At 69.2% G+C, this 26,458-nt stretch carries 23 protein-coding genes; 8 read left to right on the forward strand and 15 right to left on the reverse strand.

Annotated features, from left to right (window positions below):
• Window positions 1–36 precede the first annotated feature (36 nt).
• The 4 genes from ACFTE1_RS03455 to ACFTE1_RS03470 form a co-directional block, all read right to left on the reverse strand.
• Window positions 37–1,062, reverse strand: coding sequence for a GNAT family N-acetyltransferase (locus tag ACFTE1_RS03455; RefSeq protein WP_380617470.1), 1,026 nt, complete (start codon window positions 1,060–1,062; stop codon window positions 37–39).
• 157 nt (window positions 1,063–1,219) lie between these two features.
• Complete coding sequence (locus ACFTE1_RS03460; protein WP_380617469.1) at window positions 1,220–2,245, reverse strand: GNAT family N-acetyltransferase; 1,026 nt, start codon at window positions 2,243–2,245, stop codon at window positions 1,220–1,222.
• A 90-nt stretch (window positions 2,246–2,335) separates the two neighbouring features.
• Window positions 2,336–2,860 (reverse strand): PH domain-containing protein, encoded by a 525-nt coding sequence (locus tag ACFTE1_RS03465; RefSeq protein ID WP_380617468.1) that lies wholly within the window; start codon window positions 2,858–2,860, stop codon window positions 2,336–2,338.
• A gap of 93 nt (window positions 2,861–2,953) precedes the next feature.
• Window positions 2,954–3,739, reverse strand: coding sequence for a biotin--[acetyl-CoA-carboxylase] ligase (locus ACFTE1_RS03470; protein ID WP_380617467.1), 786 nt, complete (start codon window positions 3,737–3,739; stop codon window positions 2,954–2,956).
• 41 nt (window positions 3,740–3,780) lie between these two features.
• Between ACFTE1_RS03470 and ACFTE1_RS03475 the strand changes: the two genes are divergently transcribed.
• The 4 genes from ACFTE1_RS03475 (at window position 3,781) to ACFTE1_RS03490 (ending at window position 7,561) form a co-directional block, all read left to right on the forward strand.
• Window positions 3,781–5,352 (forward strand): acyl-CoA carboxylase subunit beta, encoded by a 1,572-nt coding sequence (locus ACFTE1_RS03475; RefSeq protein WP_380617466.1) that lies wholly within the window; start codon window positions 3,781–3,783, stop codon window positions 5,350–5,352.
• A 130-nt stretch (window positions 5,353–5,482) separates the two neighbouring features.
• Complete coding sequence (locus ACFTE1_RS03480; RefSeq protein ID WP_380617465.1) at window positions 5,483–6,511, forward strand: NYN domain-containing protein; 1,029 nt, start codon at window positions 5,483–5,485, stop codon at window positions 6,509–6,511.
• A 9-nt stretch (window positions 6,512–6,520) separates the two neighbouring features.
• Entirely contained in the window at window positions 6,521–6,730 is a 210-nt protein-coding gene (locus ACFTE1_RS03485; RefSeq protein WP_380617464.1) for an acyl-CoA carboxylase subunit epsilon, read from the forward strand.
• A gap of 225 nt (window positions 6,731–6,955) precedes the next feature.
• A complete protein-coding gene (locus ACFTE1_RS03490; RefSeq protein WP_380617463.1) occupies window positions 6,956–7,561 on the forward strand; it encodes a Maf family protein in 606 nt (201 codons plus the stop codon).
• Window positions 7,562–7,601: 40 nt separating this feature from the next.
• Here ACFTE1_RS03490 and ACFTE1_RS03495 read toward each other — a convergent pair whose 3' ends face one another.
• On the reverse strand, window positions 7,602–8,033 hold the full coding sequence (locus ACFTE1_RS03495) for a MarR family winged helix-turn-helix transcriptional regulator (protein WP_380617462.1): 432 nt from the start codon (window positions 8,031–8,033) through the stop codon (window positions 7,602–7,604).
• Between the two features lie 92 nt (window positions 8,034–8,125).
• Between ACFTE1_RS03495 and ACFTE1_RS03500 the strand changes: the two genes are divergently transcribed.
• A complete protein-coding gene (locus tag ACFTE1_RS03500) occupies window positions 8,126–8,728 on the forward strand; it encodes a hypothetical protein (protein WP_380617461.1) in 603 nt (200 codons plus the stop codon).
• Window positions 8,729–8,830: 102 nt separating this feature from the next.
• Complete coding sequence (locus tag ACFTE1_RS03505; protein ID WP_380617460.1) at window positions 8,831–10,231, forward strand: serine hydrolase domain-containing protein; 1,401 nt, start codon at window positions 8,831–8,833, stop codon at window positions 10,229–10,231.
• A 104-nt stretch (window positions 10,232–10,335) separates the two neighbouring features.
• On the opposite strand, the gene ACFTE1_RS03510 is transcribed toward ACFTE1_RS03505, so the two are convergent.
• Window positions 10,336–10,953 carry a superoxide dismutase gene (locus tag ACFTE1_RS03510; protein ID WP_380617459.1) on the reverse strand — a complete coding sequence of 206 codons (618 nt, stop codon included), beginning with the start codon at window positions 10,951–10,953 and terminating at the stop codon, window positions 10,336–10,338.
• 169 nt (window positions 10,954–11,122) lie between these two features.
• Entirely contained in the window at window positions 11,123–12,160 is a 1,038-nt protein-coding gene (locus tag ACFTE1_RS03515; protein WP_380617458.1) for a phosphatase PAP2 family protein, read from the reverse strand.
• Between the two features lie 882 nt (window positions 12,161–13,042).
• On the opposite strand from ACFTE1_RS03515, the gene ACFTE1_RS03520 reads away from it, so the two are divergent.
• Entirely contained in the window at window positions 13,043–15,169 is a 2,127-nt protein-coding gene (locus tag ACFTE1_RS03520; RefSeq protein ID WP_380617457.1) for a HelD family protein, read from the forward strand.
• A 90-nt stretch (window positions 15,170–15,259) separates the two neighbouring features.
• Here ACFTE1_RS03520 and rpsN read toward each other — a convergent pair whose 3' ends face one another.
• From rpsN to rpmB, 3 genes are read right to left on the reverse strand one after another with little or no spacing between them, the layout of a single operon-like run.
• Complete coding sequence (gene rpsN, locus ACFTE1_RS03525; RefSeq protein ID WP_380617456.1) at window positions 15,260–15,565, reverse strand: 30S ribosomal protein S14; 306 nt, start codon at window positions 15,563–15,565, stop codon at window positions 15,260–15,262.
• Window positions 15,565–15,735: a 50S ribosomal protein L33 gene (gene rpmG / locus ACFTE1_RS03530; protein WP_380617455.1), complete on the reverse strand. Its 171-nt coding sequence runs from the start codon at window positions 15,733–15,735 to the stop codon at window positions 15,565–15,567. The genes rpsN and rpmG overlap by 1 nt, the downstream gene beginning before the upstream one ends.
• Window positions 15,735–15,971, reverse strand: coding sequence for a 50S ribosomal protein L28 (gene rpmB, locus ACFTE1_RS03535; RefSeq protein ID WP_380617454.1), 237 nt, complete (start codon window positions 15,969–15,971; stop codon window positions 15,735–15,737). The genes rpmG and rpmB overlap by 1 nt, the downstream gene beginning before the upstream one ends.
• Window positions 15,972–16,045: 74 nt before the next feature.
• Here rpmB and ACFTE1_RS03540 point away from each other — a divergent pair, with 74 nt between their 5' ends.
• A complete protein-coding gene (locus ACFTE1_RS03540; protein ID WP_380617453.1) occupies window positions 16,046–17,272 on the forward strand; it encodes a CobW family GTP-binding protein in 1,227 nt (408 codons plus the stop codon).
• A 58-nt stretch (window positions 17,273–17,330) separates the two neighbouring features.
• Here the strand turns inward: ACFTE1_RS03540 and ACFTE1_RS03545 are convergent, their stop codons facing one another.
• The 5 genes from ACFTE1_RS03545 to ACFTE1_RS03565 all read right to left on the reverse strand — a co-directional run bounded on the left by ACFTE1_RS03545 (window position 17,331) and on the right by ACFTE1_RS03565 (window position 26,458).
• Window positions 17,331–18,458, reverse strand: a complete 1,128-nt coding sequence (locus ACFTE1_RS03545; protein ID WP_380617452.1) for a hypothetical protein — start codon at window positions 18,456–18,458, stop codon at window positions 17,331–17,333.
• Window positions 18,455–18,913 carry a hypothetical protein gene (locus tag ACFTE1_RS03550; RefSeq protein WP_380617451.1) on the reverse strand — a complete coding sequence of 153 codons (459 nt, stop codon included), beginning with the start codon at window positions 18,911–18,913 and terminating at the stop codon, window positions 18,455–18,457. Before ACFTE1_RS03550 ends, ACFTE1_RS03545 begins: the two co-directional genes overlap by 4 nt.
• The gene (locus ACFTE1_RS03555) at window positions 18,910–19,620 is read right to left on the reverse strand and encodes a hypothetical protein (protein ID WP_380617450.1); all 711 of its coding nucleotides are present in this window, start codon (window positions 19,618–19,620) and stop codon (window positions 18,910–18,912) included. The genes ACFTE1_RS03550 and ACFTE1_RS03555 overlap by 4 nt, the downstream gene beginning before the upstream one ends.
• Window positions 19,604–25,555 (reverse strand): golvesin C-terminal-like domain-containing protein, encoded by a 5,952-nt coding sequence (locus tag ACFTE1_RS03560; RefSeq protein ID WP_380617449.1) that lies wholly within the window; start codon window positions 25,553–25,555, stop codon window positions 19,604–19,606. The genes ACFTE1_RS03555 and ACFTE1_RS03560 overlap by 17 nt, the downstream gene beginning before the upstream one ends.
• A 201-nt stretch (window positions 25,556–25,756) precedes the next feature.
• A complete protein-coding gene (locus ACFTE1_RS03565; RefSeq protein WP_380617448.1) occupies window positions 25,757–26,458 on the reverse strand; it encodes a histidine phosphatase family protein in 702 nt (233 codons plus the stop codon).

The raw sequence follows: 26,458 nt of genomic DNA on the forward strand, positions 1-26,458 counted from the left end.
ACGCTCGGCGTGCCCGCGGTCGAACCGTCCCGCCCGCTAACCGAGCTTCTTCTGCACCTCGAGGTCGCGCACCAGGGGACGGTAGCCGACGGCCTCGTTGATCGCGATCATGTGCTCGTTGGACTCCGCGTTCCACGTCATGACCTGCTTCACCCCGGGGAAGTTCCGCTTGAGGCGGCGCTGGTTGGCGATCTTGAGGATCGCGCCCAGACGGTGTCCGCGGTGGTCCGACAGGACGATGGTCATGCCCTGGACCACGACGTCGGGAGCCCCCGGCTGCACGGCGATCTTGGTCCGCCCGGCGATCTCGCCGGTGGGCTTGTGCCGGACGGCCGCGCCCACGGCCACGGTGCCCTTCCTCTTCTCGGCCAAGGCCTCCCGGCGGATGCGCTCGCCGGTGAACTCGGCGGGCCGCAGGTCGGTGTCCCCGAGGGGCATGTCGGTGAACATGCGGGTGCTGAGCAGGGCCAACCCGTCGAGGGCGTCCTCGGGCGGGAGCCCGTCGTACTCGATCAGCTCGTAGTCGCCGGCCCGCTCCCAAGCCTCGGCCCACACGCCGTCGAGGGCCTCCTCGTCCACGGAGGCCAGGTCGACGCGCCGCTGGATCTGGACATTGGACACCTCGAAGCCGCGGGCCTCGCAGAAGCGGGCGCCGGACTCGTCGAACCGCTCGCCGTCGGGAAGCGACGTGGGCGTCCACCCCATCGCCGTCTCGCGGCCCTCGGCGGCGGCCTCTTTCTCGAACTTCTCCAGCAGGGCCGTTCCGATGCCACGGCGGCGATGGTCGGGGTGGACGAGGAGGAAGACCTCGGCCAGGTGGGTGTTGTCCTGGACCGGGAGCCAGCCGTGTACGTGGCCGACGATCCGGTCGCCGGAGAGGGCTACCCACTCCAGGTGCTTCGCGAACTCCCCGGCGAAGAAGCGGTCGGCCAGCTGTTCGATGGGGCTGGTCTCCGGCCAGGCGCGCAGCCGGTGCGCGCTGACCGCGTTGTGGAGGTCGGCGATGCCCGTGATGTGGTCGGCCCGCGCGACGTCGAGCGGAACGATGGTGAAGTCCTGCATGGAGCTCCTAAGTGGGTTTCTTCTGGAGGTAGAGCGCGCGGGAGTGGGACCGCGCGCCGGTCGATGGCGATCGGGTGTGCGTCGGCCCGGGCGCCGACCGGGTCCGCCGCTCCGATTCGGGTCCGAGGGAGCGGCGGACCGGGGCGATCCTCGGCCGCTAGGAGATCTTCTTCTGCACTTCGAGCTCGCGGGCCAGCTTGCGGTAGCCGACGGCCTCGTTGATCGCGATCATGTGTCCGTTGGACTCCGCGTTCCACGTGTCCACGTATTGGAGCGTGGGACGCACCTGGCGCAGGCGGCGCTGGTTGGCGATCTTGAGGATCGTGCCCAGGCGGTGCCCGCGGTGGGTCTTGTGGACGATGGTGTTCTCCTGGTAGGCGATCTGGGGGTCGCCGGGGCGCACCGCGATCTGAGTCCAGCCGGCCACCTCGCCGGACGGCTTGTGCCTGACGATGGCGTTGAGCATGGTGGAGTTCCGCTCGGTACGGGTGCGGGCGACGGCCCGCATCCGCTCGGGCGTGATGTCCGCCTCGCGAATATCGGTGTCGCCCAGCGGAACATCGGTGTACATGTTGGACTCCAGGACCGCGAGTCCTTCGACGACGTCGTCGGGGATCTCGTTGCCGAACTCGACCAGCTCGTAATCCCCGGCGTGCTTCCACGCCTCGGCGAGCAGGCCGTCGAGAGCCTTCTCGTCCACGGCCGCGAGGTCGCAGCGGCGCTGCACCTCGACGTTGGACGTGGCGTAGCCGCGCGCCTCGCAGAAGGCGGCGCCCGACTCGTCGAACCGGGGGCCTTCGGGGAACGAGGTGATGGTCCAGCCGAGGAAGGTGTCGCGGCCCTCGGCGGCGGCTTCCTTCTCGAGTTTCTCCAGCAGGGCCGAGCCGATGCCGCGGCGGCGGTGCTCGGGGTGGACGATGACCTCGCACTCGGCCAGGTGGGTATTGTCCTCGGTCGGAAGGTCGCCGGAGACGTGGCCGACGATGTCGCCCTCCACCACGGCGAGCCACTCGTGGGAGCGCGAGTATCCGCTCTTGATGAAGCGGTTGGCGAGTTCGAGGGCGGTGGTCGTGGTGGGCCAGGCCTCCAGGTGGTGGTCGCGCACCGTGTTGGACAGCTCGGCTACCCCGCGAACGTGATCGATGTTCGTTTTATCGAGGGGGATGATTTCAAAGGTCTGCATGGAACCGATTGTGGGGGAAGGATCGGTTCCAAGCGAGTGATTTTTCACAGCGAGGGCCGGCTGGGCGGCGCGGCCCCCTCCGCCTGCGGCTCAGGTGCCGTCCGTGGGCTGCTGTGCGGGACGGCCTTGGTTGTCCTCGATCAGCTGGTAGAGGGCCGACTTGGCCTTGTCGACGCGGGGCACGTTGCGCCACTCCACATCGTCGTCGTCGGCGGTGTTGATCTTCAGGTCGCCGAAGCCGAGGAGGCGCTCGCCGATCGACTGGTTGTAGGTCACCGAGCTGACCCGGTTGAGGTTGACGTGCATGCTCTGGCGGTTGGCGACGCCCTCCTGCCAGATGACGCGGTGCGTGGTGAGGACGTAGTGGGTCGACTGCCAGCGGATCCACGGCAGGACCGAGAGCCAGACGATCAGGCCCAGGAAGACGGCGACGATGCCGATGCGCGTGTAGAGCGCGGCGGAGCCCCAGTCGGAGGGCACGAGGTAGACGAGAATGGACGCGACCAGAAGGAAGACGACGAACCACAGCACGGGGCCGACGGCGTCCTTCCAGTGCGGGCGGGTGTGCAGCCTGACCTCTTCATTGCGGGTCAGGACGTTATCGGGAAAGCCCACGGCAACCTCCAGTACGGCTTGGAACAACACGGGGGTGGCGGGCCTTGGCTTGAGGCCCTGCACTTTGCAGACTACAACATTCGCACCGCCCGGTCAGGCGGGACGCAAGTGGACGGTCTCGGCGGCGGTGACCGTCCGGCGCTCCCCTTCGGACGCGACGACGAGGCCACCGTCGCCGGTGAGGTCGACGGCGGTGCCCACCAGCGCTTCTCCGCCCGGGAGCTCGACGCGGACCTCGCGCCCGAGCGTGGCCGAGCGCTGCCGCACCGGCCCGAGAACCGAGGCCGGATCGGATTCCCAGGCGGTGTAGAGCGACGCGAAACGCGTGAGGAACTCGGATGCCAGGGCGTTGCGGTCGAGCGGGTCGGCCCCGGCGACAGCCAGGGACGTGGCCTCGGGAAGAGGAAGCTCCTCCCGCGTCGTGGAGACGTTCACGCCCATGCCGATGACGGCGGCGCCACCGTCGGCGGCGGCGAGGATGCCGGCGGTCTTCCGGCCGTCGAGCAGGACGTCGTTGGGCCACTTGACGGCGGGGGAGAGCCCGACGCCCTCGAGGGTCTCGGCGAGCGCGAGGGCCGTCAACGGCGTCAGCAGGCTCCAGTGTTCGGGGGCGGCCTTCGGTCGGACCAGGAGGGACATCATCAGGGAGCTGCGGGCCGGGGCCGTCCAGGTCCGCCCGCGCCGGCCCCTGCCGGCCAGCTGGAGCTCGGTGAGGAGGACCCGCGGGGCGGGGGCGCCCGACGCGGCCTCTCGCAGCAGGTCGTCCTGGGTCGAGTTTGTGACATTAACGACACCGATACGTTGCCAGAAGCCCGTTTTCGAGCGGATTGCGGTCCGCAGTGCGGTTTCCGAGAGTGGCTCTCGTGGCTGTACGACCATGCACCCACTCTAGCCGCGAGCGAACCGGATACTATCCGATCGTGACTGACATCGACATCCACACGACTGCCGGAAGGCTCGCCGACCTCAGCGAGCGCCGCAACGAGGCGGCCTCCGGCAATCCCCGAGCCATTGAGAAGCAGCACGAGCGCGGCAAGCAGACCGCGCGCGAGCGGATCGAGGCCCTGTTGGACGAGGGTTCGTTCACGGAGGTCGACTCCCTGCGGCGCCACCGCTCGACGGACTTCGGCATGGAGGCCAACCGCCCCTACGGCGACGGAGTCGTCACCGGGTACGGGACGGTCGAGGGCCGCGAAGTCTGCATCTTCAGCCAGGACTTCACGATCTTCGGTGGATCGCTCGGCCAGGTCTGCGGGGAGAAGATCGTCAAGATCCAGGACCTCGCCATGAAGACCGGCCGCCCGCTGATCGGGATCTCCGACTCCGGCGGGGCCCGCATCCAGGAGGGCGTCGCCTCCCTCGGCGGGTACTCCGACATCTTCCTCCGCAACGTCCGGGCCTCGGGCGTCATCCCGCAGATCTCGCTGATCATGGGCCCCTGCGCCGGAGGCGCGGTCTACAGCCCGGCGATCACCGACTTCACCGTCATGGTCGACCAGACCAGCCACATGTTCATCACCGGACCTGACGTGGTCCGCGCGGTGACCGGCGAGGACGTCGGCATGGAGGAGCTGGGCGGCGCCCGCACCCACAACGCGGTGGCCGGCAACGCCCACTACCTCGCCGCCGACGAGAAGGACGCGATCGAGTACGTCCAGACGCTCCTGTCCTACCTGCCGTCCAACAACCTGGACGAGCCGCCGCTGTTCGACCGTGCCGAGGACCTCGAGATCACCGGCGAGGACGCCGCGCTGGACAAGATCGTCCCCGACTCGGCCAACCAGCCCTACGACATGAAGAAGATCATCGAGGGGATCCTCGACGACGGCGAGTTCTTCGAGACGCAGGACCTGTTCGCCCGCAACATCATCGTCGGCTTCGGCCGGCTCGACGGGCGCCCGGTCGGCATCGTCGCCAACCAGCCCATGCACTTCGCCGGCACCCTCGACATCGACGCCTCGGAGAAGGCCGCGCGGTTCATCCGCTTCTGCGACGCCTTCAACATCCCCGTGCTCTCGTTCGTCGACGTCCCCGGCTTCCTGCCGGGCACCTCGCAGGAGCACGACGGCATCATCCGCCGCGGCGCCAAGCTCATCTACGCCTACGCCGAGGCCACGGTGCCGAAGCTGACCGTCATCGTCCGCAAGGACTACGGCGGCGCCTACTGCGTCATGGGGTCCAAGGGCGTCGGCGCGGACGTCAACTTCGCCTGGCCGACCGCGGAGATTGCCGTCATGGGCAGCCAGGGAGCGGTCAACATCCTCTACCGGCGCGACCTGTCGAAGGCCGACGACGAGCAGGCCATGCGCGCCGAGCTGATGAACGAGTACGAGGAGAAGCTCAACAATCCCTACGTCGCCGCCGAGCTGGGCTACATCGACGCGGTGATCCAGCCGCGCGAGACGCGGGTGGAACTGATCAAGGCGCTCCGCATGACCGCCTCGAAACGTGAAGAACTCCCAGCTAAGAAGCACGGAAACATACCGCTGTAGAGCGCTCTGAATAGTATCGGACCGCTTCCTCCGGTACGGTTGGAACAGTGCGAATCACCGGGGGGCGCCGAGGGCGCCCCCCGCGGTTCCCACTGTATTGGCTGGAACGCACGTGTATTGGGGGAGTGGAATGTCAAGGCGAGACGGCCTGCCGTGGGCGGGCAAACGCTATGCGGTCCTCGTCGACGTGGGGTACCTGTACGCCGCAGCGGCGGAGATACTGCTGGACGTGGGAAGCCGGCGCGACTACCGGGTGGACGCCGAGAAGCTGATCTCGATGCTCATCGAGCGCGCAGCCGACATCATGCCGGACTGCGAGCTGCTGCGCATGTACTGGTTCGACGCCGCGCGCGACCGGGTGCCGACCGTGGACCAGCGGGTGATCGCCCAGATGGAGTACGTCAAGGTCCGCCTGGGGAACCTGAACTCCCGCGGCCAGCAAAAGGGCGTCGACGCGATGATCCGCACCGACTTGGAGCAACTGGCCCGCCACCGTGCGATCCACGAGGCCGTCCTGCTGGCCGGCGACGAGGACATGGTCCCCGCCGTGGAGATCGCCCAGGCCTACGGCGTCCGGATCCACCTCTGGGGAGTGGAGCCCCTCTACGCCACCAACCAGTCCGAGCGGCTGGTCTGGGAATCCGACACTAAAGACATGCTGACCCCCGATGAGTTGAAGCCTTTTTTCACCCGCGCCGGCCATTCGCCCGCTGCTGTCGCGGCCCACAAGATAGCGGGCGCACCGATGGCGGAGCCCACTCCGAAGGTCCCTTCCCCGGCGGCGGTGTTCGGGCAGCGTGAGTCCGTCGCGGTCACCATGACCGCGGCCGACGCGCTCGAGGCCGCCGAGTCCGCCCGCGAGCAGTACGTGCCGAGCAAGAACTACGCCAAGGGGAAGATCGACTCCGAGGAAGTGCGCGGCATAGGGGAGTTCGTGGGCCACAAATGGCTCCTCACCCGGGGCGTCGACAACATCGCCGACCTGCTCCCCGGGCCCCAGCTGCCCACCGTCATCGACAAGGAGCTCCTCGTCGAGGCCGAGAAGGAGCTGGGATACTCTCTACGGGACCACCCCGAGGCCCGCATCTGGGTGCGCGACGGATTCTGGGAGCGCATCCACCGGGAGTTCGACCTGGACATCGACGAGTGCGAGGATTAAGGAGCACACATGAGCGACGGCATTGTCATCGAGCGGGGCAACCCCACCGCCGAGGAGGTCGCCGCCCTCACCGCGCTGTTCTACTCGATGGCGGCCAACGGTGAGGACGAGCCCGAGAAGGGCGCCCCGTCCGCGTGGAACAGCCCGGGACTGCGCCTGCGCAAGCGCCGCAACTGGCGCGACGCGGCCATCCCGGCCCGGCGCGGATTGGAACGCTGAGCGGGTAGGTGACCGCTCAGGCCCTCCGTAGCACGTGCGTCGGCGCAGCCGACCCGGGAGCACGGTTCGCACCGATCCCGAGGAAGCCCTATAGGCCCTCGCGACCGGCACGATCCAACGCACCGCGCAAGGCCTGCAAGGTGCCTCCGGCAGCGGCCTGAGCTCCTTCCGGCTCGATCGCCGCCGAGCGGCGGCTCCACTTAAGAAGAGAGGGAATGTACGCCAATGACCCGACCGTTCGTACTCGGCTCGGCCTCTCCCGCCCGGCGCGGGCTGCTGGAGGCCGCCGGGATCAGCCCGGAGGTCGTCGTCTCCGGCGTCGACGAGAGCCAGGTGGCCGGGCCCGACCCGGCCGAGGTCTCGGCGGCGCTCGCGGAGCTCAAGGCCGACGCGGTCGCCCCGAAGACGCCGCACGACGCCCTCGTGCTCGGCTGCGACTCCGTCCTCCACTTCGACGGTGAGATCCTCGGTAAGCCCGAGGGGCCGGAGGAGGCCGCCTCCCGCTGGAAGCGGATGCGCGGGAACCGGGGCGTGCTCTTCACCGGGCACTGCCTCATCGACCGCGAGGCCGAGCGCAAGACCGTCCGCCACTCCGCGACCGAGGTCCACTTCGCCGAGGTGACCGACGCGGAGATCCAGGCCTACGTCGCGACGGGGGAGCCGCTGCACGTGGCCGGCTCGTTCACTCTCGACGGTTACGGCTCGGCGTTCATCAAGAAGATCGTCGGCGATCCCGGCACGGTCATCGGCCTCTCGATGCCGCTGCTGCGGGAGATGCTCGGAGAGATGGAGATCGGCATTACCGACCTGTGGCGGTCCAACGGCGCCTGACCGCGCCACTCGATCGACGGGCCCCTTCGGGGGCCCTTTTTCATTGCCCGGTCAGCTTCGACAGCAGCCGCACCAGTTCCGCCCGCTCGGCCTCGTCCAGCGGGGCCAGGATCTCCTCCTGGGCGGCGGCGATCCGGCCGTCCATCCGCTCCAGGTGCCGCCGGCCGGCGGCGGTGATGGACACGATGTTCTTCCGCTTGTCCTCGGGGTCGGGCGTCCGGTCGACCAGCCTCTTCTCGGCCAGTTCGTTCAGGGTCGCCACGAGGTCGCTGCGGTAGATCTTGGTGCGGTCGCTCAGCAGGGACTGGCTGTGGGGGCCGAACTCCTCCAGACTGGCCAGGAGCGAGTAGTGGTACCGGTGGGAGTCGGCCAGATGCTCGGACACGATGCGGCCCGCCTGGATCGAGGCGATGCCGATCAGGCGGCTGGGGAGTTCTCGCAGGCGCGCCGGTGTCTCTTCGCTGGTCTCCATGGTCAAGAATTCTACTCTTGCGTTAGTGGCACTAATGATCTATGATTCGTTAGAAATACGAACGTTAGTTACTCTAATGAATGGAGAGCGCCATGGAGACGGAAGCCCCAGACGCGCCCCGGTACCGCCACGACATGACCATGTTCCTCACCGCCCACCGGGCCCTCCGCCGAGACCTGGCGCGGATGACGAGGCTCGCCGAAGCCGGCCGAACCGGGCGCCTCGGCTGGAAGACGCTGAAGCTGTTCCTCGACAAGATTCCCGGCGGCAAGAGGGCCGCGCTGTTCCCTCTGCTCGACAAGAAGGTCTCGGACTCCGAGCGCGCCGTGCTCGGGCACTTCGACGACGGATGGGAACGCGTCTCCGCGAAAGCGTCCGCCGTCGACGCGGCCCTGGAATCGGGCGACGGCCTCGCGAAGGCCGTCCGCGACCTGTCCGACGAGGCCGCGCGGACGCTCGACCGCGAAGAGGAGCACTTCCTGACGCTCGCCGACAGACACCTCGACGAGGACGAGTTCCTGGAGGTGGCCGGGGTCTACCGGGGCTTCATCGGCCCCGACATCCCGGTGTACCTGCCCTGGATGCTCGACGGCCTCGACCCGGAAGAGGCGGAGGCGATCCTCGGCCGTGTGTCCGAAGAGGCGAGGCGCTCCTACGAAGCGGAGTGGCGGGCGGCCTACGAGCGCGGGAAGTAGAACCACAGTACTAAAAGGAGGCTTGGCCGTCCGACCTCAGACCGATGGCCCGGGCGCTGAGAACACTTAGGGTGCAAAGGAAACCGAATAGAAGGAGCACCCGTGAACACCTCGCCCATCCGTATCGCCGGGGCCGCGGTCGCCACCGCGGCCCTCCTGGCGACCGCCGCCCCTGCTCAGGCGGCGCCCGAAACGGACGAATTCGCCTCGTACGTCGAGAACGTCTACGAATCCAGCGGCGTCCCCGGACTTTCCGCCGTGGTCACCAAGGGCGACGAGATCGTCTACAGCGGAGGCCACGGCCGCGACTCCGACGGCGACCCCGTCACCCCGGACACGCCCATGCGCATCGCGTCCGTCTCCAAGTCCTTCACCGCCATGGCCGTCATGATCCTCGTCGAGGAGGGGAAGATCGACCTGGACGGGCCCGTCGCCGACCAACTCCCCGAGTTCACCATGGACGACCCCCGCGCCGACGACATCACCGTCCGCCAACTCCTCGACCAGACCTCCGGGCTCAACGAGATCACCATCGGCATGTCCGACATCGCCGACGCCGCCACTCTGGAGGAGTTCACCGCCGGGCTGAAGCACGGAGAACTCGGCTCCGACCCGGGAGCGGAATGGGACTACAGCGATGCCAACTACGACATCGCGGCCCGGCTCGTCGAGGTCGTCTCGGGACAGCGCTTCCACGACTTCATGACCGCCGAGGTCTTCCAGCCGCTCGGCATGGAGAACAGCGGAGTCGACGACGAAGCCGTCGACCCGAAACTCGGCCACAACTCGTGGTACGGCCTGTGGAAGGCTCGCACCGAACCTTATGTCACGGACGATAGAGGCTCGGGCGGCGTCATCACCAGCGCGAACGACATGGGGCGCTGGCTCGCGACCCAGAACGGCGGAGGGACGAGGCTGGTCGGGCCGGAGTCCCTCGAGACCATGCACGCTCCCAGCGACGTCGAGGAGTACGGCATGGGCTGGGTCGTCCAGGACGACGGAACCCTCGGCCACTCGGGCAACCTGGGAACCTTCAACGCCTACGAGTGGATCGACCCGGAGACGGGCTACGGAGTGGCCGTGATGTCCAACGGGGCGAGCCTGGCCGACGTGTCCTGGGAGGCGGCGCAGGGGCTGCGCCAGATCACGGAGGGCGAGGACGCCCCCGACGCGTCGTCCCCGTTCCTGATGGACATCGGTCTCGGGCTCGCCGCGATCGCCTCCCTGGCACTGGGCGCGACCGGAGTCGTCCGGTCCGGCAGGTGGGCGGCCAAGCGCGGAGGGAAGTCCAAATGGGTGACGGCTCTGCGCTTCGTCCGGATCCTGACGCCGACGGCGCTCGCGGTCGCATATCCGGCGATCGTCTCACTGCTGTCCAACGGCCGGGACATTACGTGGTCGTCGACGTTCTACCACGCTTTCCCGCTCACGGTGACGCTGCTCGTGGCGGGTACTGCCGGAGCCGCGGTCGCCGCCGCCCGGCTCGTGCGCCTGGTGCGCTGAGCATGAAGACGGGGCCGGGATTCGGAGGTTTCCCGGCCCCTGCTCCCGCCGGCGAAACGGGAGGGTCTTCCGCGCCGATCCAGCCTGATCGAGCGGCGCCGCCCTCAGATGAGGGGCTTGGCGCTGTTCTTCGCGGCCTCGTAGCGCGCGATGACGTCGTTCCAGTCGACGATGTCCCACAGCTTGTTGACGTAGTCGGGGCGCACATTGCGGTACTGCAGGTAGTAGGCGTGCTCCCAGGCGTCGAAGACCAGCAGCGGCGTGGTGGCCTGGCCGACGTTGCCGTGGTGGTCGTAGATCTGCTCGACGATCAGCTTCTGGGCGATCGGCTCCCAGGCGAGGACGCCCCAGCCGGACCCCTGCACGCCGGTGGTGGCGGCGGTCAGCTGCTTCTGGAAGTTGTCGAAGCTCCCGAAGTCCTCGGCGATGCGGTCGCCGAACTCGCCGTTCGGGCGGTCGCCGCCGTCGGGCGAGAGGTTCTTCCAGAAGATCGAGTGCAGGACGTGGCCGGAGAGGTTGAACGCGAAGGTCTTCTCCAGGCCGACGAGCTTGCCGAACTCGCCCTTCTCGCGAATCTCGGCCAGCTGTTCGAGCGTGTCGTTGGCGCCCTTGACGTAGGCGGCGTGGTGCTTGTCGTGGTGGAGTTCCAGGATCTCCCCGGTCATGGCCTTCTCCAAGGCGCCGTAGTCGTATTCGAGGTCGGGCAACGTGTAAGCACCCATATTCGCTCCTTATCGAGAAAATGTGGTCACAGCGAAGTATAGGTTATTGCCAGAAAGATGCAATAAGGGTGAGAGTATGGAGACTTCTTTCGCCCCAAGGGAATAAAAGAACGGCGGCCCGGAGTGGATCCGGACCGCCGTGTCGTCAAGCGGCGCAACAGTACAGGCGTCAATCCTCGGAGAGGGCGGCCTCCCTCGCCTTACGGCGGGCCTTGCGGTGCTCCACGATCAGCCAGGTGAAGGACAGGATGATGATGGACGACGCCCACGCGATGCCCGGGTACAGGGGCATGACCGCGGTCAGCAGCAGGCCCGAGATGAGCAGCGTGGCGTAGAGGATCGTCTTGCGGGTGGCCGGCTCGAAGACCTCGAGCGGCCCCAACGGGACGGTGTGCCAGGGGACTCTCCTCGCGGCGCGGATGATGAGGAGCCCCATCATGATGCCGGCCGGGGCGTCGAAGAGCCAGTGCCTTCCGGCGTAGGTCTGGGTGGAGATGACGAGCACGGCCGGGGCCACCAGGATCGTCCACACCATCCAGCGTTTGAGCAGTCCTCCGATCAGCATGACCAGCAGCGCGTACCAGACGATGGCGTTGGCGGCGTGGCCCGACGGATAGGCCGTCGCGCCCTCGATGATGCCGCCTCCCCCGACGTCCGAGTACTCGAACAGCGGGGCCCCGTCGGGGTAGTGCTCCTGGAGCGGGAAGACGTACTGCGAGAGGGGGCGGCCGAAGATGTGCTTCGAGGCGAGGATGAGGCTCAGCGGAATGTAGCAGAGCACGTACATCAGCAGCGGCCGGATCGACCGGGCCCTCAAGGCGGCCCAGACGGCCGGGATGAGGACGATGGGGGCTATGAACCGGCCCGATCCGAGGCTGGTCACCTCGATGGAGAGCTCGCGCAGCCATTCGATCTTGTGGTCGAAGGACCAGACGCGGATCTCCATGTCCCATTTGGCGAGGATCGAGTCGGGGCCCATGAGGAGTACGGTGCTGAGGACCAGGCCCATGACGAGGAAGAGGTCCGGCCACCAGCTTTTGGGGCGGGTCATGTGGGGTTGCCAGTCGAACCAGGTGACCGGGATATAGCGGCGCAACGGTGCGACGACGTGGGTGTAGAGGCCCGCGTCCCGATCGATCGTCACGCCCCGGTCGCGGATGCCGGTACTCCGCGGCTGCCGGGTCGACTCCTTGGCGGCTTGAGACATGGTCCCGATTTTACGTGGGAGCGACATCACCACAACATCGTGCGGTGAGGCACTTAAATACGATGAACCGCGCCACTGTTCCGGCCGGACGGTGGGCCGTTCGTCCGCGAACCGCCCACCGAAGAGTGGATTCCGAGGCCGCGGAGGGATTCCACCGGTGGCGGACAGTCATCGCAGCAATCCTCGACAGGTCCCGAGAACCCCCGAACGGTCGATCTTGAATTCTCTGTGAATTTCCCGAAAAACGATCCGAGAACCCGATTCGAGGCCCGCCCCCAATGCTGCCCGACGCCCGCTGCGCCCAAAGCCTCGCCCCTTTGAATCCCCTTTTCCCCGACAGCTCCCACCCTTGAAACTTTCCCGCCCTTGAAAACCCGGTCTTTGAAAACCCTCCGACATGGCAAGGAGCTCAGGCGTTTCACAGTGCGTGAGATCGTGCCGTTCGCGGCGCCCGCCGTGCTTCTGGCACGGCGGGCGCCCCGAACGGTGCGAGATTGCGTGCTGTGGAGCGGCTGAGCGGTCGCTTCCCAAAGTTGCGTGCTGTGGAGCGCCTGAGCGGTCACCCACCCACGAAAAGGCGGCCGCCTGGGCCAGGTGAAAACAGGCGGCCGCCGCCGGTCACTCGCACGTACCCCACACTTGCCGAGCGACCCATTCCAAGAAGGTCTCCTCCCGCCGGAGACGAGGCGGGGAACGGGGTCCGCCTCGGTGTGAGCCTGATTGCAGACTACAGGCGTGTGCCTCTGTCCGAAGTCAAGTAGCCGACAGGCGGACAGAAGAGTCCAGAGATATCGGCCTCCCAGGTCACGGCGGAGACGGAAGCGGAACTGACCGGTACCGGTATGGGTTATGCTGTATCGTCCCGTCTTTTGAAGGAGCGCCGTGAGCAACGACCAGGACAGCCGGCAGGACACCGGTCATGCCGTGCCCGCCCCCGACCCCTCCCGCACGCCCGAGGAAGAGCTCGCCGTGGAGCAGGCCTTCGCCGACAAGGTCTACCGGCGTGTAACCGTGCTGCGCGACGAGGCCGACGCCAACCGCCGCAGCGGGTACGACCACAAGCGCGCCACCGTGCCCGGCGCCCAGTACGAACGCGACGTCTTCGTCTACCAGGCCGCCCGCCGCATCTCCGATCTGGACAGCCAGCATGAGGGCCTCGTCTTCGGCCGCCTCGACTTCGACGACGGCGGCATCCGCCATATCGGGCGCCTCGGCGTGCGCGACGAGGACTACCGCACCCTCCTCATCGACTGGCGCGCCCCCGCCGCGGCCCCCTTCTACCAGGCGACGGCCTATGACAGCCAGGGCGTGGCCCGCCGCCGCGTGATCCGCTCCTTCGGCCAGAAGGTCGAGGAGATCAGCGACGACCTCCTCAACGAGGACGCCGCCGACCGCCTCCCCGTGATCGGCGACGGAGCGCTGCTGGCCGCCCTGGGCCGCAAGCGCACCGGCCGTATGAGGGACATCGTCGCCACCATCCAGGCCGAGCAGGACGCCGCAATCCGCGCGCCCGGACGGGGCTCGACCATCATCTCCGGCGGCCCGGGCACCGGCAAGACCGTCGTCGCCCTCCACCGCGCCGCCTACCTCCTCTACCAGGACCGCTCCCGCTACGAGGGCGCCGGCATCCTCATCATCGGCCCCAGCGACTTCTTCATGCGCTACATCGGGCGCGTCCTCCCCAGCCTCGGCGAGGAGACCGCCTCGCTCTACTCGCTGGGCGACCTCTACGCCGGAGTCCAGGCCACCCGCCAGGACACCCCGGACGCCGCGGCGGTCAAGGGCTCGCCGGTCATGATCCCCGTCCTCAAACACCTGGTCCGCCAGACCCCGCCCGACACCCCGGACGAACTGCGCATCACCGTCCAGGGAGACGTGTTCACGCTGGACGCGCCCGAACTGGCGATGGTGCGCGCGCGGGTCTTCGAGAAGGAGGGCCGCCCGAACCACGCCAAGACCGAGGCGGGCCGGGCCCTCCTGATCGCCCTGTGGCGGAAGGTCAAACCGGTCCACCCGGATCTGGAGCCGGCCAAGTTCTCCCGCGACGTCGGGTCGCGCGGCGAGTTCCTCACCTTCCTCGACGCCTGGTGGCCGCGCCTGGAGCCGGAAAACGTCCTGCGCTGGGCCGCCGACCCGCACCGGCTCCGCTCGGCCGGAGAGGGCCGCATGAAGCGCCACGAGATCGAGACGGTCGCCGAGTCCCTGCACGGGGACGACTGGTCCGTCCAGGACGTCCCGCTCCTCGACGAGCTGCGCCACCTCCTCGGCTTCCAGGACCGGGACCGGGGACGCAAGGGCCGCATCAAGTCCTGGGGCGGCATCCAGGAGCTCTCGACCGCGCAGGACCGCTACTACGACCGCGGGGAGCGCTCCCTCAGGGACGCCTTCTACGAGGACTACGCCCACGTGATCGTCGACGAGGCCCAGGACCTCTCGCCGATGCAGTGGCGCATGGTGGGCCGCCGCGGCCGCTCGGCGGGCTGGACGGTCGTCGGCGACCAGGCCCAGTCCTCGTGGCCCCGTCCCCGGCAGGCCGAGGACGGACGCGGCAGGGCGATGCCGCGGGGGAAGACGCACCGCTTCCACCTGTCCAAGAACTACCGCAACTCCAAAGAGGTCTTCGAGTACGCCGCCGCCTGGGCCGAGCCCCGCCTGCCGGAGGCCGACCTGCCCGAGGCCGTCCGGGAGACCGGGATCCCGGTCGAGTCGGAGAGCACCATGGGCGACGAACTGACCATCCACGTGGCGGCGCTCGCCAAGCGCCTGCTGGGCGAGGTGGAGGGGACCGTCGGGGTCGTCGCGGCCACCGACAGGCACTCCGGGATAGCCGAGACCCTGCCCTTCGACGAGCGGTTGAACCTGGTGGGGCCGCTGGAGTCCAAGGGCCTGGAGTGGGACGCCGTGGTCGCGGTGGACCTCGACGGCATCGAGAGGCTGCACGGCGCCGGGGTCGCCTACGTCGTGCTCACCCGCGCCACCCAGCGGCTGGTGCGCCTCGACCTGGACTGACACAGTCGCGATCGACCGGGGCACCGACCCCGTGGGATTCTGACGATGAGGGGGCCTCCCGGACTCGGGAGGCCCCCTCATCGCGTCGGGCTATCGGGAGGACTTCCGGACGCCCGGTAGCTCCCCGCGATGGGCCATCTCGCGGACCCGGATCCGGGAGAGCCCGAACTTCCGCAGGTTCCCGCGCGGACGCCCGTCCACGGCGTCGCGGTTCCTCAGGCGCGTGGGGGAGGAGTCCCGCGGCAGGCGCATGAGTTTGACGACGGCGATCGCCTTCTCCTCGGGCGTCGCGTGCGGGGAGGAGACGATCCTCTTGAGTTCGGCGCGGGCCTCGCGGTGGCGCTCCACGAGGACTTCCCTCCGGCGCTGCTTCGCGATCTTGCTCTTCTTCGCCATCAGCGGCTCTCCTTGAAGTCCACGTGCCGGCGCACGACGGGGTCGTACTTGCGCAAGACCAGGCGGTCGGGCGTGTTGCGCCGGTTCTTCTTGGTGACGTACGTGTACCCGGTCCCGGCGGTGGACACCATCCGGATCACCGGGCGGACGTCGGTTCCCCTCTTGGCCATCAGATCTTCTTCCCCTGCTTCCTCAGACGCGCCACGACGGACTCGATGCCGCGCCGGTCGATGGTCTTGATCCCCTTCGCCGAGACGCGCAGCGTCACGTAGCGGCCCTCCGAGGGCAGGAAATAGCGCTTCCTCTGCAGGTTGACGTTCCAACGGCGGCGGGTCTTCCGGTGCGACCACGGCACGTTGTTCCCGTACCGGGGTCCGGCCCCGGTCACGTCGCAAGTGGCTGACATTACGGCCTCCTTCGGCTCTGCGGTGACCGAGCCAGTATATAATGAAAACCGTTTTCAACAATGAGGGAGGTTCCATGTCCCGGCTCACACGCCCCGACCCATCCAGCCCCGCCACGCCCGACCTGCGCGCCCGCCTGACGATCGTCTCCGGCTTCCACCCGCGCACCACCGCCTCCCTGACGGCGTCCCTCCTGCGAGCGGACCGCGACGTCATAGCCGTCTCCTACGACATCGGCCAGATCCTCACCACCGGATCGATCCGCCGCACCGTCCGCACCGCCGACAAACTCCTCGAATCCCGCACCACGATCCTCGAACACGCCTGCCTCTCATGCGCCGTGCGCGAAGACGTCGTCCCCACCCTGGCCCGCATCGCCGAACGCCGCCCCGGCGGATCGGTCGTCCTCCAGCTCCCGCCCGCGCTGGAACCCGACACCGTCGCCGACGCCTGCCAATGGCACACCGTCGAGGACCGCCCGGTGACCGAGCTGCTCGCCGTCGACTCCGTCATAGCCGCCGTCGACCCGGAGACCGTGCTCGACGAACTCGACAGCGACGACGACCTCGCCCACCGCGACATGCAGGCCGCCGACAACGACACCCGCTCCGTCTCCGAGGTCGTCGCCCGCCAGGTCGAACACGCCGACACCGTGCTCACCTGGGCGCCCGGACGCCCCGAGTCCTACGAGGACGCGCGTCTGTCAGTGCTGCTGCACCGGATCAACCCCTGGAGCCGAAGGCTGACCGTCCGCGAGAACCACCCCGGGGTCCTCGCCGAAGTCCTCCTCGACGCCGGGAACTTCAACCCCGACCACCCGCCGATCTACGGACGCGGACTGGAAGGATACGGATTCGGCGTCCACGAGCCGGAGTCCGACTGCGGCGTCGTCTCCTTCGTGTTCCGCTCCCGCAGGCCCTTCCACCCCGGGCGCCTGAACGCGACCCTCCCGGTCCTGGCGGACAACAGCATCCGCGCTCGCGGACAACTCTGGCTGGCCACGCAGCCGGAGAAGGCGATCGCCTTCCACTGCTGCGGAGGCGGCGTGTCCATGGGGCCGCTGACGATGTGGCTGGAGAAGAGCGCTCCGGAGGACTGGGAGGAGACCGCTCCCGCACGCCAGGTCTACGCGGGCCTCAACTGGGACGAGGTGTACGGGGAGAGGGAGAACCAGATCGCCGTGATCGGCATGGACATGGACTCGGAGGCGGTGCGGATGGCGCTGGAGGCCTGCCTGGTCCGGGAGGGGGAGGAGACCGCGTCCCTCCCCGACCCGTTCGCGGGCTGCTTCGACGAGGGCTGAGGCGCCCGGGGCGGCCGGGCTCCCCGCGGGAAGTCCGTCCGCCCCGGGCGGTCCGCCGTCAGGTCCCCGGCACGGGAACCGGCGGTGTCGGCGGCTTGGGCTCGTTGGGCCGGTCGGGGTCCCCGTCGTCGCCGATGCCGAGCGGGTCGTCCAGGATGTGCAGGCGGGGCGTGCCCTCGTTCCCGCACAGGGTCACCCCGTAGAGGACGGTGGCGTCGCCGTTCCACTCCAGGCCGCGCGGCGCGAGCTTGCCCCGGCACAGGTCGGCCGTGGCCACGGGGGTGACCCCGCCCAGTTCGTAGATGGCGACGTCGGCCAGGTCGGCGTAGCCACCCACCGCCAGCACGCCCTCCCCGGTGTGCGGCGCGACGGCCCGGGTCTGGCCGCCCACGGGGTAGCTCCCCCGGTAGTCGAGATTCTCGAAGCCGAAGGCCTGGGCGTAGTCCTTGGAGGCGGCGCCGGTGTAGAAATCCCCGTCGGCGCCGAAGGCGACGTCCATGAGGTGCGCGCCGGCCTTGTCGAGGGCGTCGCCGTACACGGGGCTCGCTCCGAGGTGGTAGGTGTGGACGGTAGCTTGGCTCAGCGACAGCTGCGCGGCCAGGAGACGGCCGGTCTGCGCGTCGATGAGCGGCGCGCGGTGGAACTCGACGCGGCACTCGCCCTCCGGGTCGTCGGGGTCGGGATCGCAGTGCAGCCCGAGAGTCGGGTTCAGCTCGGGATCGTCGAGGGCGACCGAGCCGACGCCGCCGGTCCATCCGTTCCCGCAGCCGTATCCGAAGTAGAGGACCCGCTCGGCGATCGCCATGTGCTCGGGGCAGGTCTGGCGGTCGAGCCCGATCCGCGTCTTCTCCTCGAGGGTGACCACGTCGAGCACGGCGATGGCGTCCCCGGAGGCGAGGGCGACGTAGAGGTCGTCGCCGTCGCGGGCCATGCCCGAGGCCCCCGGGAGGTCCGCGAGGAGTTCGACGTCGCCGGTGGTCGCGTCGTAGACGGCCAAGCCGTTGCTCGTCGGCCCGCCGGAGAGGAAGACCTGCGCCGGCTCGTCGACGACCTCCAGGTCCGCGTAGGCGGGCAGGGGCACGGCGACGTCGTCGATCGGGACCTCGTCGTCGTCCTCGGCGGCCAGGGCCGGCGTCGCCGCGACGGCGACGGCCAGCGCCGCCGCGACGGCCATTCCGAATTTCATGAAAGCACCTCAATCTCTATGGGTTCGGGACTGTCGAGGTAGACGGTGAAACCGACGTCCTCGTCGTCGATGCCCGCTGGACGGACGAACATCTCGGCCGCCGGTCGGGGCAGGAAGCCGTAGTCGGCGGGCGGATCGTGCCGGACGATCTCCAGGACGACCACCTCCACCGGGGGAATGCCCACCGAACACGTGCCCCCGGCCTCCAGCTCGGAGGTCCCGGGGTCGGTGCGCCACGGAATGCTGTAGTGCTCGAAGGAGTCCGGGTCGCGCGGCAGGCGCACGGTGCCGTCCCAGCGCTCGCTCGACTCGGGGTCCCTCTCCAGCCACGGCCAGGCCAGGGACACCCGGTCCGCGGCAGTGCGCTCCACCCGGGTCTCGAACGGCTCGGCGCTCAGGCGGAGCCTGTCGCCGACCTCGTAGCCTCCGGCACTATCCACTCGGTACTCTGTCATCGCCCATCGGCCTTCCTGTCAGAACACGGGAGTCGGGCCCCGTCGGCCCGCCTTTCGCCGCCCGGTGACACCTCTAGGTCGTACCGGTGGTCGGGGTCGTCGCGGTGGTCCGCGATGAAGTCGAGCGCGTCGTCCCTCGCGCTCAGGAGGGCCTCCCGCCCTTCGCCGGCGCTCTCGGCCGCCCGCGCCTCGAACTCGGAGACGACGGACGGGAACCGGGGGGCGAGGAACGCCAGCAGGTCCAGCAGGGCCGGGCTGCGGGCGGGGTCGCCTTCGCGCAGGTCGGACAGGTAGGTGTCGATGCCGGCGTAGAGCGACCGGAAGACCCCCTCCCAGAGGACGACCTCCTCGCCGGAGGAGGGGTCGACGGCGACCGTCTCCGTCCATCCCAGCCTCACCACGTCCAGGACCTCGTACATGAGATCGGGGACCGCGCACAGGCGCTCCGACAGGAGCGCGTTGGCGACCCGGACTCCCGGCACCGCGATGGGGCCGAGGTCGCCCTGGTTGCACAGGTGGACGGCCAGGCGGGACCCGTAGTATCCGACCTCGGAGGGCCACCGGCGGTCCAGGGCGATCCTCGCCAGGTAGCCGGAGACGTCCACTTCGCGGTCGGTCGAGCTGCGGTACCTCAGCCAGTCGACCGACTCGGACAGCTGGCGGACGCGGATCTCGGCGCCGCCCTCTTCGCTAGTTCTCGAGGCCATACTTCTCCACGCACGTCTCACAGTAGTTGGCGGGCCTGCCGTTGTTCGGGAACCGGGGCCTAGAGAATACAACGTCGTCGGGCCGCATCGCGGGATTCGCGTCCTGCAGGGCCTTGTAGCAGATGTCCTCCGCGCACTTCGTCTTCGACGGCTCCGCGCGCTTGGCCGCCGCGACCGTGTTCCCGGTGCTCTTGTCGGTGGCGCCCACCATCATCGGATACTTGCCCTTCTGGGACTTCGACATCGTCCCGGTCATGTCGTCGTAGAGTCTGTCCCGGGCCTCCGCTGCCAGGTCCCGCGCTTGGGAGTCGGGTACCGGGCCGCTGCCCTGGTCCGGGCCCTCGACGCAGTCGCCGCCCTTGTTGTGGGTCAGGAGGTCGGCGTCGCCGGCCTTGACGTGGAAGGTGTGCAGCCCGGCGACGGTGAGGTTGTGGACGGTGGCCGTACGCTCCTCGACCGCGACGGCCGACACCTGCACCCAGGTTCCCGCCGAGGTCCGCAGCCACTGGCCTTCGCGGAGGTCCCCGGCCTCGGTCCACCCGCCGCCCCGGAAGCCCTCGCCCGGGTCGGCGGCGGTCCAGAACGGGTGGCCGTCGGTGGCCGTGACGCCCTCGCCGCCGTCGACGGTGATCCGCACGAGGGTCTTGACGCCGTAGGAGACCATGGTCCCCGTGACGGTGCGGGCCTTCGTCTCGCCCGTGGCGTCGTCGGTGGCTCTCACCCTGTCGCCCTCGCGGACGAGGGCTATGGGCTTGAAGGTCCCGTCGGCCATGGCGACCGGCGTGTCGCCGGTGAACGAGTTGACCGGGCACGTCTTGCCGTTCCCGCCCCCGTCGCCGTCCTTCTTGCTCGAAGGAGGAGTGTTCTGGTCGGGCGTCCGCTGACCGTTGTTCGGCGGGTCGGCCTTCTTGGAGGACTTGGCCGCCGCGCCCGTGGGCATCGCGTCCCAGGCCTTCTTGCCGTACTTGGCGGCCTTGACCCCGGCCGCGCCCCAGCCGGCGAACGGCACCGCCCCCGCCAGGGACAGCGCGGCGTCCTCGTAGTTGCCCTCGGCGGCGTACCAGGCGGCGTTGGCGACGTCGGCCACCTCGCCCACGACGGGCACGAGGCCCGCCACGTCCAGCGCGGCATGCCCGATGTCCGACCAGCCGAAGTGGCCCTCGAACTCGATGAACGTCACGGGGTTGCCGGCGGCGAAGGTGTAGCGGTTGGCCGTGAACGGGCTGGTCTGGAGCCCCAGGTCGGCCAGGGCGCCATTGTAGACGTCGAGGCTGAGGAACGAGTTGATCCCCGGGTCGTAGTCGCGGAAGCCCATGTCGTACTCGCCGGTCTCGGCCGAGACGGGGGCGGAGTTGAACCGGTGCTCGTTGTAGGCCTCCGCCTCCGCGTCGGGCTCCTCGGGGTCGACCGGCTCGTCCTCTCCGCCGTAGCGGTCGGGGTCGTCCTCGCCGTAGGCGGTGTAGCCGTACGTCGACTTGTTGTCGCCGTCCTCGTCGGTCAGGCTCTCCACGTCGGAGGTCAGGCTGTGGGAGAAGTACGAGATCCGGTCGTCCTCGTCGGCGTCCTCTCCCAGCAGGTACTGGCTGAGCAGCTCGCCGCCGGGCGCGTACTGGTACGACTTGTGCAGGTCGCCGTCCTTGCGCTCCAAGAGCTTCAGGTCGGACGCTCCCAGGTAGAAGAACTCCCTTTCCTCCGAGGCCGCGCCGCTCTTCTCGGACGCGCGGGTGCGGTCGAAGGAGTCGTAGCGCTTGGCGACCGTGAACTCCGAGCCGCCGGAACCGCTGACGGTCTCGGTGATCCGGTCGAAGCCGTCGTAGGTGTGGCGCTTGAGCGGCTCCCCGTCGAAGTCGACCCTGGAGAGCCGCCCGTAGGGGTCGTAGCGGTGAGTCGACTCGAACCCGTCGGTCTCCGAGCGGACCAGCCGGTTGCGGTCGTAGACGTGCTCGGTGACGGTCTCCTCGCCGTCCTCGGTGCGCGTCTCCCTCACGACGTTCCCGTTGGGGTCGTGCACATAGGCCTCCGACCCCTCGGCGTCCCCGCTCTTCTCGATCCTCCGGACGCGGTCGCGGGGATCGTACTCGTAGGTGTAGGTGAACTCCTCGGTCTCGCCCGGGTCGTCGGCGTTCTGCACCTTCATGGCGTCCTCGGACTTGTGCCCGTTGAGCGTGTACTCGACCCGGTGCTCGTTGACGACCGTCCCGTCCTCCTTCTCCTCGACCTGGCGCCGGACGGTCTGGTCCAGGCGGTACTCGAAGGACACGGTGTTGCCGTTGGGCTTGACCTGCTCGGAGAGGAGCGAGCGCGAGTCGTAGGAGAACGTCGTCGTCTTCTCCGGGCCGTCGACCGCCGAACCGCGGTTGACGACCTCCACCATGCGGCTCAGGGAGTCGAAGGAGTACTCGGCCTCCTGCTCGTCCTGACTCCACCGCGTGACGTTGTCCAGCGGGTCGTACTCGTACTCGGTCGACAGCGGTTCGTCCTCGCCGGCCCTGTACTCCCTCACCTCGACCGCCCGGCCGAGCGGATCGTGGTCCGTCTCGAACCTCTCGTAGTACGGCTTCGGCGAGGTCTCGCTCAGCTCGACCAGGTTGTCGTCGAGGTCGTAGCGGTAGGTGAACTCCTTCTCGGCGTCCTGTTCGTCGCCGGAGTTGTCCCGCACGGCCCGCAGCCCGTCGGCGATGACCCCCGCGCCGCCCCTGAGCCGCACCTCGTAGGACTCGTCGGCCTCGAACTCGAACGTCCCCACGGACTTCCACTCGCCGGGCCGGGTCGTCTGGTCGACCGCCACCCGGTCGGTCCCGCCCTCGTGCTCCACGGTGAAGCGGGCGTCGTCGACCTCCCCGCTCGGGTGGCGCACCCCGACCTCGTACTCCCCGTCCACGGGGATGTCGAGCCGCCAGGCGAACTCGGCGTCGCCCGACTCGGCCACGGCGAAGTCCGGCCCCTCGTACTCGTCCTGGTCCGGACCCGGACCGGTCCTCCACTCGCCCTCGGCCTCGGTGGCGGTGGACAGCGAGTTGTCCACCACGACCGCCTCGAATCCGACCGGGACGCCCGAGTCCCGCCGCCTCTTGAGCTTCCCGTTGGGGTGGAACTCCCATTCCTGGGTGCGCTGCACCAGGTCTCCGCCGTCCGCCAGGCCCTCGCCCCAGACCGTCCGGCGAGTCTGCTTCCCGATGGGGGAGTACTCGTAGGCGGTCGTGATGCCCCACGGGTCGACCGACTCCTTCACCTGCCCGCCGGCGAAGTACTCGTACCGGGTGGCGTGGGTCTTGTCCCCGGCCTCGCCGGACGGCTCGACGACCTCGACGACGTTCCCCAACGCGTCATAGCGCTGCAGCGTCCGGTCGGGCTCGGTCAGCCGCTCGTCCTCGGGATCGTAGGGATGCAGCGTCTCCACCGGGCGGTGCGCCTTGTCGTACACGTGCCGCGTGGTGAAGGCCTCCGGATCGCCCGAGGCGACTCCCCGGGGACTCCGCTCGGCGACGAGGTTGCCGACGGCGTCGTGCTCGTACTCCCACGTGCGGTAGCGGACGTCGCCGTCCTCCTCCTCGAACGGCTCCCGCTTCTCCACCTCCAACCCGCGGTCGTCATAGGTGTGCAGCGTCCAGTTGCCGTCCTCGTCGGACTCCCCGGTCACCCAGCCGTCCGCGTCATAGCGCAGCAGCAGGCTCTCGCCGGCCGGATTCACCTGCTCCACCAGACGGCCGAGGCGGTCATACCGGGTCCGGTGGACGTTCCCGGCCTTGTCCACCGACGACGTCAGATTGCCCACGGCGTCGTACTCGTAGAGCTCGGACTGCCCGAGCGGGTCGGTCATGGAGACCTTGCGCCCGGCCGCGTCGTACTCGTACCGCGTCGTATGCCCCATGGGGGTGGTCTCCGCGACCACGTTCCCCGACTCGTCGTACTCGTACCGCGTCGTCTGCGCCCGCTCGGCGCCCTCATACGCCGGTTGCGTGACGGCGGTGCGGAAACCCCCGGCGTCGTATTCCGTGGTCGTCACCGCCCCGTCGGCGTCGGTCAACGCGACGATCTGGTCGTTGGCGTCGTACACGGCGCCGGGCGTGCGGAACTCGCGGCCCGTCGCCGGGTCGTAGGGCTCCACGGTCTCCTTGGGACGCCCGAACACGTCATAGGTGTAGGTCGACTCGTTCCCCGCGGCGTCGACCCGGGAGGTCACGTTCCCCTTCTCGTCGTGCAGGTAGAACGTGGCGCAGCCGAACGGGTCCGTGATCCGCCGGGGGAAGCCGTTGGCGTCGTAGTCCCCGTACCCGGTGGCGGACCCTTCGGCGTCGGTGGCCGAGGTGATCTGCCCGTACTCGTCGTACTCGTACCGCGTCGCGTGCCCCTCGGGATCGGAGGCGGCCACGACGTTGCCGTTGCCGTCCACCGCGAAGGACCACGTCCGACCCTCCGGCGAGGACTTGGAAGCCAGGTCGGCCACGTGCCCGCCGCGCGAGAACTCGTACCCCAGCCGCGTCGTCCCGCCCTCGGCGTCGGTGGAGGAGAGCAGCACCCCGCTCACCGCGTCGAACTCCCTGCGGGTGGTGTTCCCCCTCGCGTCGGTCAGGGCCACGACCTTGTGGTCGCCGCTCCACTCCAGCTCCGTGCGGTTCCCCAGCGGATCGGTCAGCGACACCGGGCGGCCCGACCCGTCCAGCACCGCACGGTGGGCACCGCCCCTCTCATCGGTGTAGACCGCGGAGTCCTCCCCGTACGAGACGGTCGCCTTCGAACCCCTCCGGTCGCGCAGGACCGAGGCCCGCCGCTCGTCGTCGTAACCGACCGACGAGGCGTTCCCCAGGGGATCGACCACCTCGGCCAGCAGCGCGCCCCGCGAACTCGGCACGCCCTCATAGCGGAAGGTGAAGTCCTTCTCCAACTCGGTGCCCGCGCCGTCGCGCAGCCGGGCCGCCCACCCCTGCCGGTCGTAGTCGACCTCGATGCGGCGACCGCTCGCGTCCGTCGCGGACTTGAGCCGGCCCTCCACCTCGGGAAGGTCCTCGACGGGCTCGACCGACCACCGCTCACCGGTCCACACCCGCACCTCGTCGCCCTCGCGGTAGTAGTCCAGCGCCAGCGACCGCCGACCGGAGGCGTCCGTCAGACCCACGGGCAGGCGCTCGCGGCCGACCTCCTCGTACGCGAAGGAGACCCGGTTGCCGTTGTTGTCCTCGACGGCCGTCTGGTAGCCCTCCTCGTCGAAGAGGTGCCGGACGCGTTCGGGCGAGACCAGCGCCCAGCCCTCGCCGTCCCGCTCCAAGTGCAGAGCGACCCCCGGGGGCCGCTCGTAGGTCCAGTCGGCCGGGTCCGTGCTGTCGCGGCGGTCCAGCCGCCAGGTGTGGCGCGTCCCGTCCCCGTCGACGAGGTCGACCCGGACCGGGCGGCCCCGCAACTCGCCCTCCAAGAACTCCAGCGTCGTGCCCAGGGACGTCACCGAACTGGTGGAGACGGACCAGCCCTGGCCCATGGGGGAGTCCCGGCGCCCGAAGGAGTTGTGCGTGAAGCGCAGGAAGGTCGGCACCCCGCGCCCGGGGTTGGAGAACGGCGCGTAGGAGAACACCGCGTTGCCCGTGGCCTGGTTGACCGTGATCGCGCTGCCCGCGCCGGTGTCCATGGCGGTGTAGTGCATCCACGACTCGTGGCCCAGGGAGCGCTCGCCGTCGTGGAAGTCCTCTTCGGTCCCCGCGGCAGACGAGGCCCACGCGGGGGCGTCGAGGCCCTCCAGCGCGGGGAACTCGGGTGCCTGCCCGAGGGCGCGGTACTCGGGCGGTTCTCCCGGGGAGCAGTCCGGCTCGGGGATCTCACCGGACTGGAAGGCCGTGGCGCGGCCCTCGGCGTCCGGCGGATCGTGGCGGGGCGGTTCCCCGAAGAGGGTGAGGGCGACGGCCCCCGCCGCTACGGCGGCGAGGGAGATCCGAGCGAGACGCATGGCGGTGCCTTTCGATGTCGGGAAACACCGAAACGGACACTATCGGATAAATCTGTATATTTCAGTCGTACGGGTGGGTAATCGGGGCTCTGCGGCAGGGGCGGACATGCGGGCCGGCCGCTCAGACACCGCCCGAACGACGGCCCTCAGAGGGGAGCGGCACGGAATGCCGGGCCGGCGCTCGCGAGGCTTGGCGGCCGCTCAGACCTCTCCGGCGAAGGAGCTGTCGCCGCCCCAGTCCGGGGCGTCGGCGTTGTGCGGCTCGCCGTTCTCGTCCTCTTCCGCCCGCTTTTCGTCCTCCGGCCGCGCGGGCGCCACTCCCAACAGGCGCGGTGTCAAGTCCCACAGCGTGATCGCGTGGATCCCGTGCTCGTAGCCGAGGGCGGAGACCGAGCCGGTGCCGAGCTGCAGGTGCGCCCCGAACTGGGGCTCCCCTCCGAGCCATCGCGCGGCGAGGACGCGCAGGAAGTGCGAGTGCGACACGAACGCCACGTCGCCCTCCGCGAGAAGGGGTTCGGCATCGAAGATGAGCCGGTCGGCGCGCGCGGCGACCTGGTCGGGGGTCTCTCCTCCGGGACCGATGCCGCCGCTCGTCCAGAGGTTCCAGGACGGCTCGGTCTCGGACACCTGCCCGCGCGTCTTGCCCTCGGCGTCGCCGTACGCCCACTCGGCCAGGTCGACGCGGATGTCGTCGGTGTTCAGACCCGCGAGGTGGGCGGTGTCGAGGGCCCGTTTGCGCGGCGAGCTCCAGACCGCGACGAACCGCCAGTGGCGCAGGAGCGGGGCGACCGAGGCCGCCTCGGACCGCCCGCCCGCCGTCAGCTCGATGTCCGTGACGGAGGTGTGCCGTCCGTCGTGCGACCACTCGGTCTCCCCGTGCCGGAGCAATACGATTTCGCCCAT

The sequence above is a fragment of the Salininema proteolyticum genome (assembly GCF_042685645.1).
In the GTDB taxonomy this organism is placed as follows: Bacteria; Actinomycetota; Actinomycetes; order Mycobacteriales; family Micromonosporaceae; genus Salininema; species Salininema proteolyticum.

Coding starts and splice junctions, on each gene's coding strand:
- ACFTE1_RS03540 (WP_380617453.1), top strand. CDS start 16,046: ATGTCCCGGCTCACACGCCCCGACCCATCCAGCCCCGCCACGCCCGAC.
- ACFTE1_RS03565 (WP_380617448.1), bottom strand. CDS start 26,458: ATGGGCGAAATCGTATTGCTCCGGCACGGGGAGACCGAGTGGTCGCAC.
- ACFTE1_RS03515 (WP_380617458.1), bottom strand. CDS start 12,160: ATGTCTCAAGCCGCCAAGGAGTCGACCCGGCAGCCGCGGAGTACCGGC.
- ACFTE1_RS03495 (WP_380617462.1), bottom strand. CDS start 8,033: ATGGAGACCAGCGAAGAGACACCGGCGCGCCTGCGAGAACTCCCCAGC.
- ACFTE1_RS03470 (WP_380617467.1), bottom strand. CDS start 3,739: ATGGTCGTACAGCCACGAGAGCCACTCTCGGAAACCGCACTGCGGACC.
- ACFTE1_RS03455 (WP_380617470.1), bottom strand. CDS start 1,062: ATGCAGGACTTCACCATCGTTCCGCTCGACGTCGCGCGGGCCGACCAC.
- ACFTE1_RS03545 (WP_380617452.1), bottom strand. CDS start 18,458: ATGAAATTCGGAATGGCCGTCGCGGCGGCGCTGGCCGTCGCCGTCGCG.
- ACFTE1_RS03480 (WP_380617465.1), top strand. CDS start 5,483: ATGTCAAGGCGAGACGGCCTGCCGTGGGCGGGCAAACGCTATGCGGTC.
- ACFTE1_RS03490 (WP_380617463.1), top strand. CDS start 6,956: ATGACCCGACCGTTCGTACTCGGCTCGGCCTCTCCCGCCCGGCGCGGG.
- ACFTE1_RS03560 (WP_380617449.1), bottom strand. CDS start 25,555: ATGCGTCTCGCTCGGATCTCCCTCGCCGCCGTAGCGGCGGGGGCCGTC.
- rpsN (WP_380617456.1), bottom strand. CDS start 15,565: ATGGCGAAGAAGAGCAAGATCGCGAAGCAGCGCCGGAGGGAAGTCCTC.
- ACFTE1_RS03550 (WP_380617451.1), bottom strand. CDS start 18,913: ATGACAGAGTACCGAGTGGATAGTGCCGGAGGCTACGAGGTCGGCGAC.
- ACFTE1_RS03460 (WP_380617469.1), bottom strand. CDS start 2,245: ATGCAGACCTTTGAAATCATCCCCCTCGATAAAACGAACATCGATCAC.
- rpmG (WP_380617455.1), bottom strand. CDS start 15,735: ATGGCCAAGAGGGGAACCGACGTCCGCCCGGTGATCCGGATGGTGTCC.
- rpmB (WP_380617454.1), bottom strand. CDS start 15,971: ATGTCAGCCACTTGCGACGTGACCGGGGCCGGACCCCGGTACGGGAAC.
- ACFTE1_RS03555 (WP_380617450.1), bottom strand. CDS start 19,620: ATGGCCTCGAGAACTAGCGAAGAGGGCGGCGCCGAGATCCGCGTCCGC.
- ACFTE1_RS03485 (WP_380617464.1), top strand. CDS start 6,521: ATGAGCGACGGCATTGTCATCGAGCGGGGCAACCCCACCGCCGAGGAG.
- ACFTE1_RS03510 (WP_380617459.1), bottom strand. CDS start 10,953: ATGGGTGCTTACACGTTGCCCGACCTCGAATACGACTACGGCGCCTTG.
- ACFTE1_RS03500 (WP_380617461.1), top strand. CDS start 8,126: ATGGAGACGGAAGCCCCAGACGCGCCCCGGTACCGCCACGACATGACC.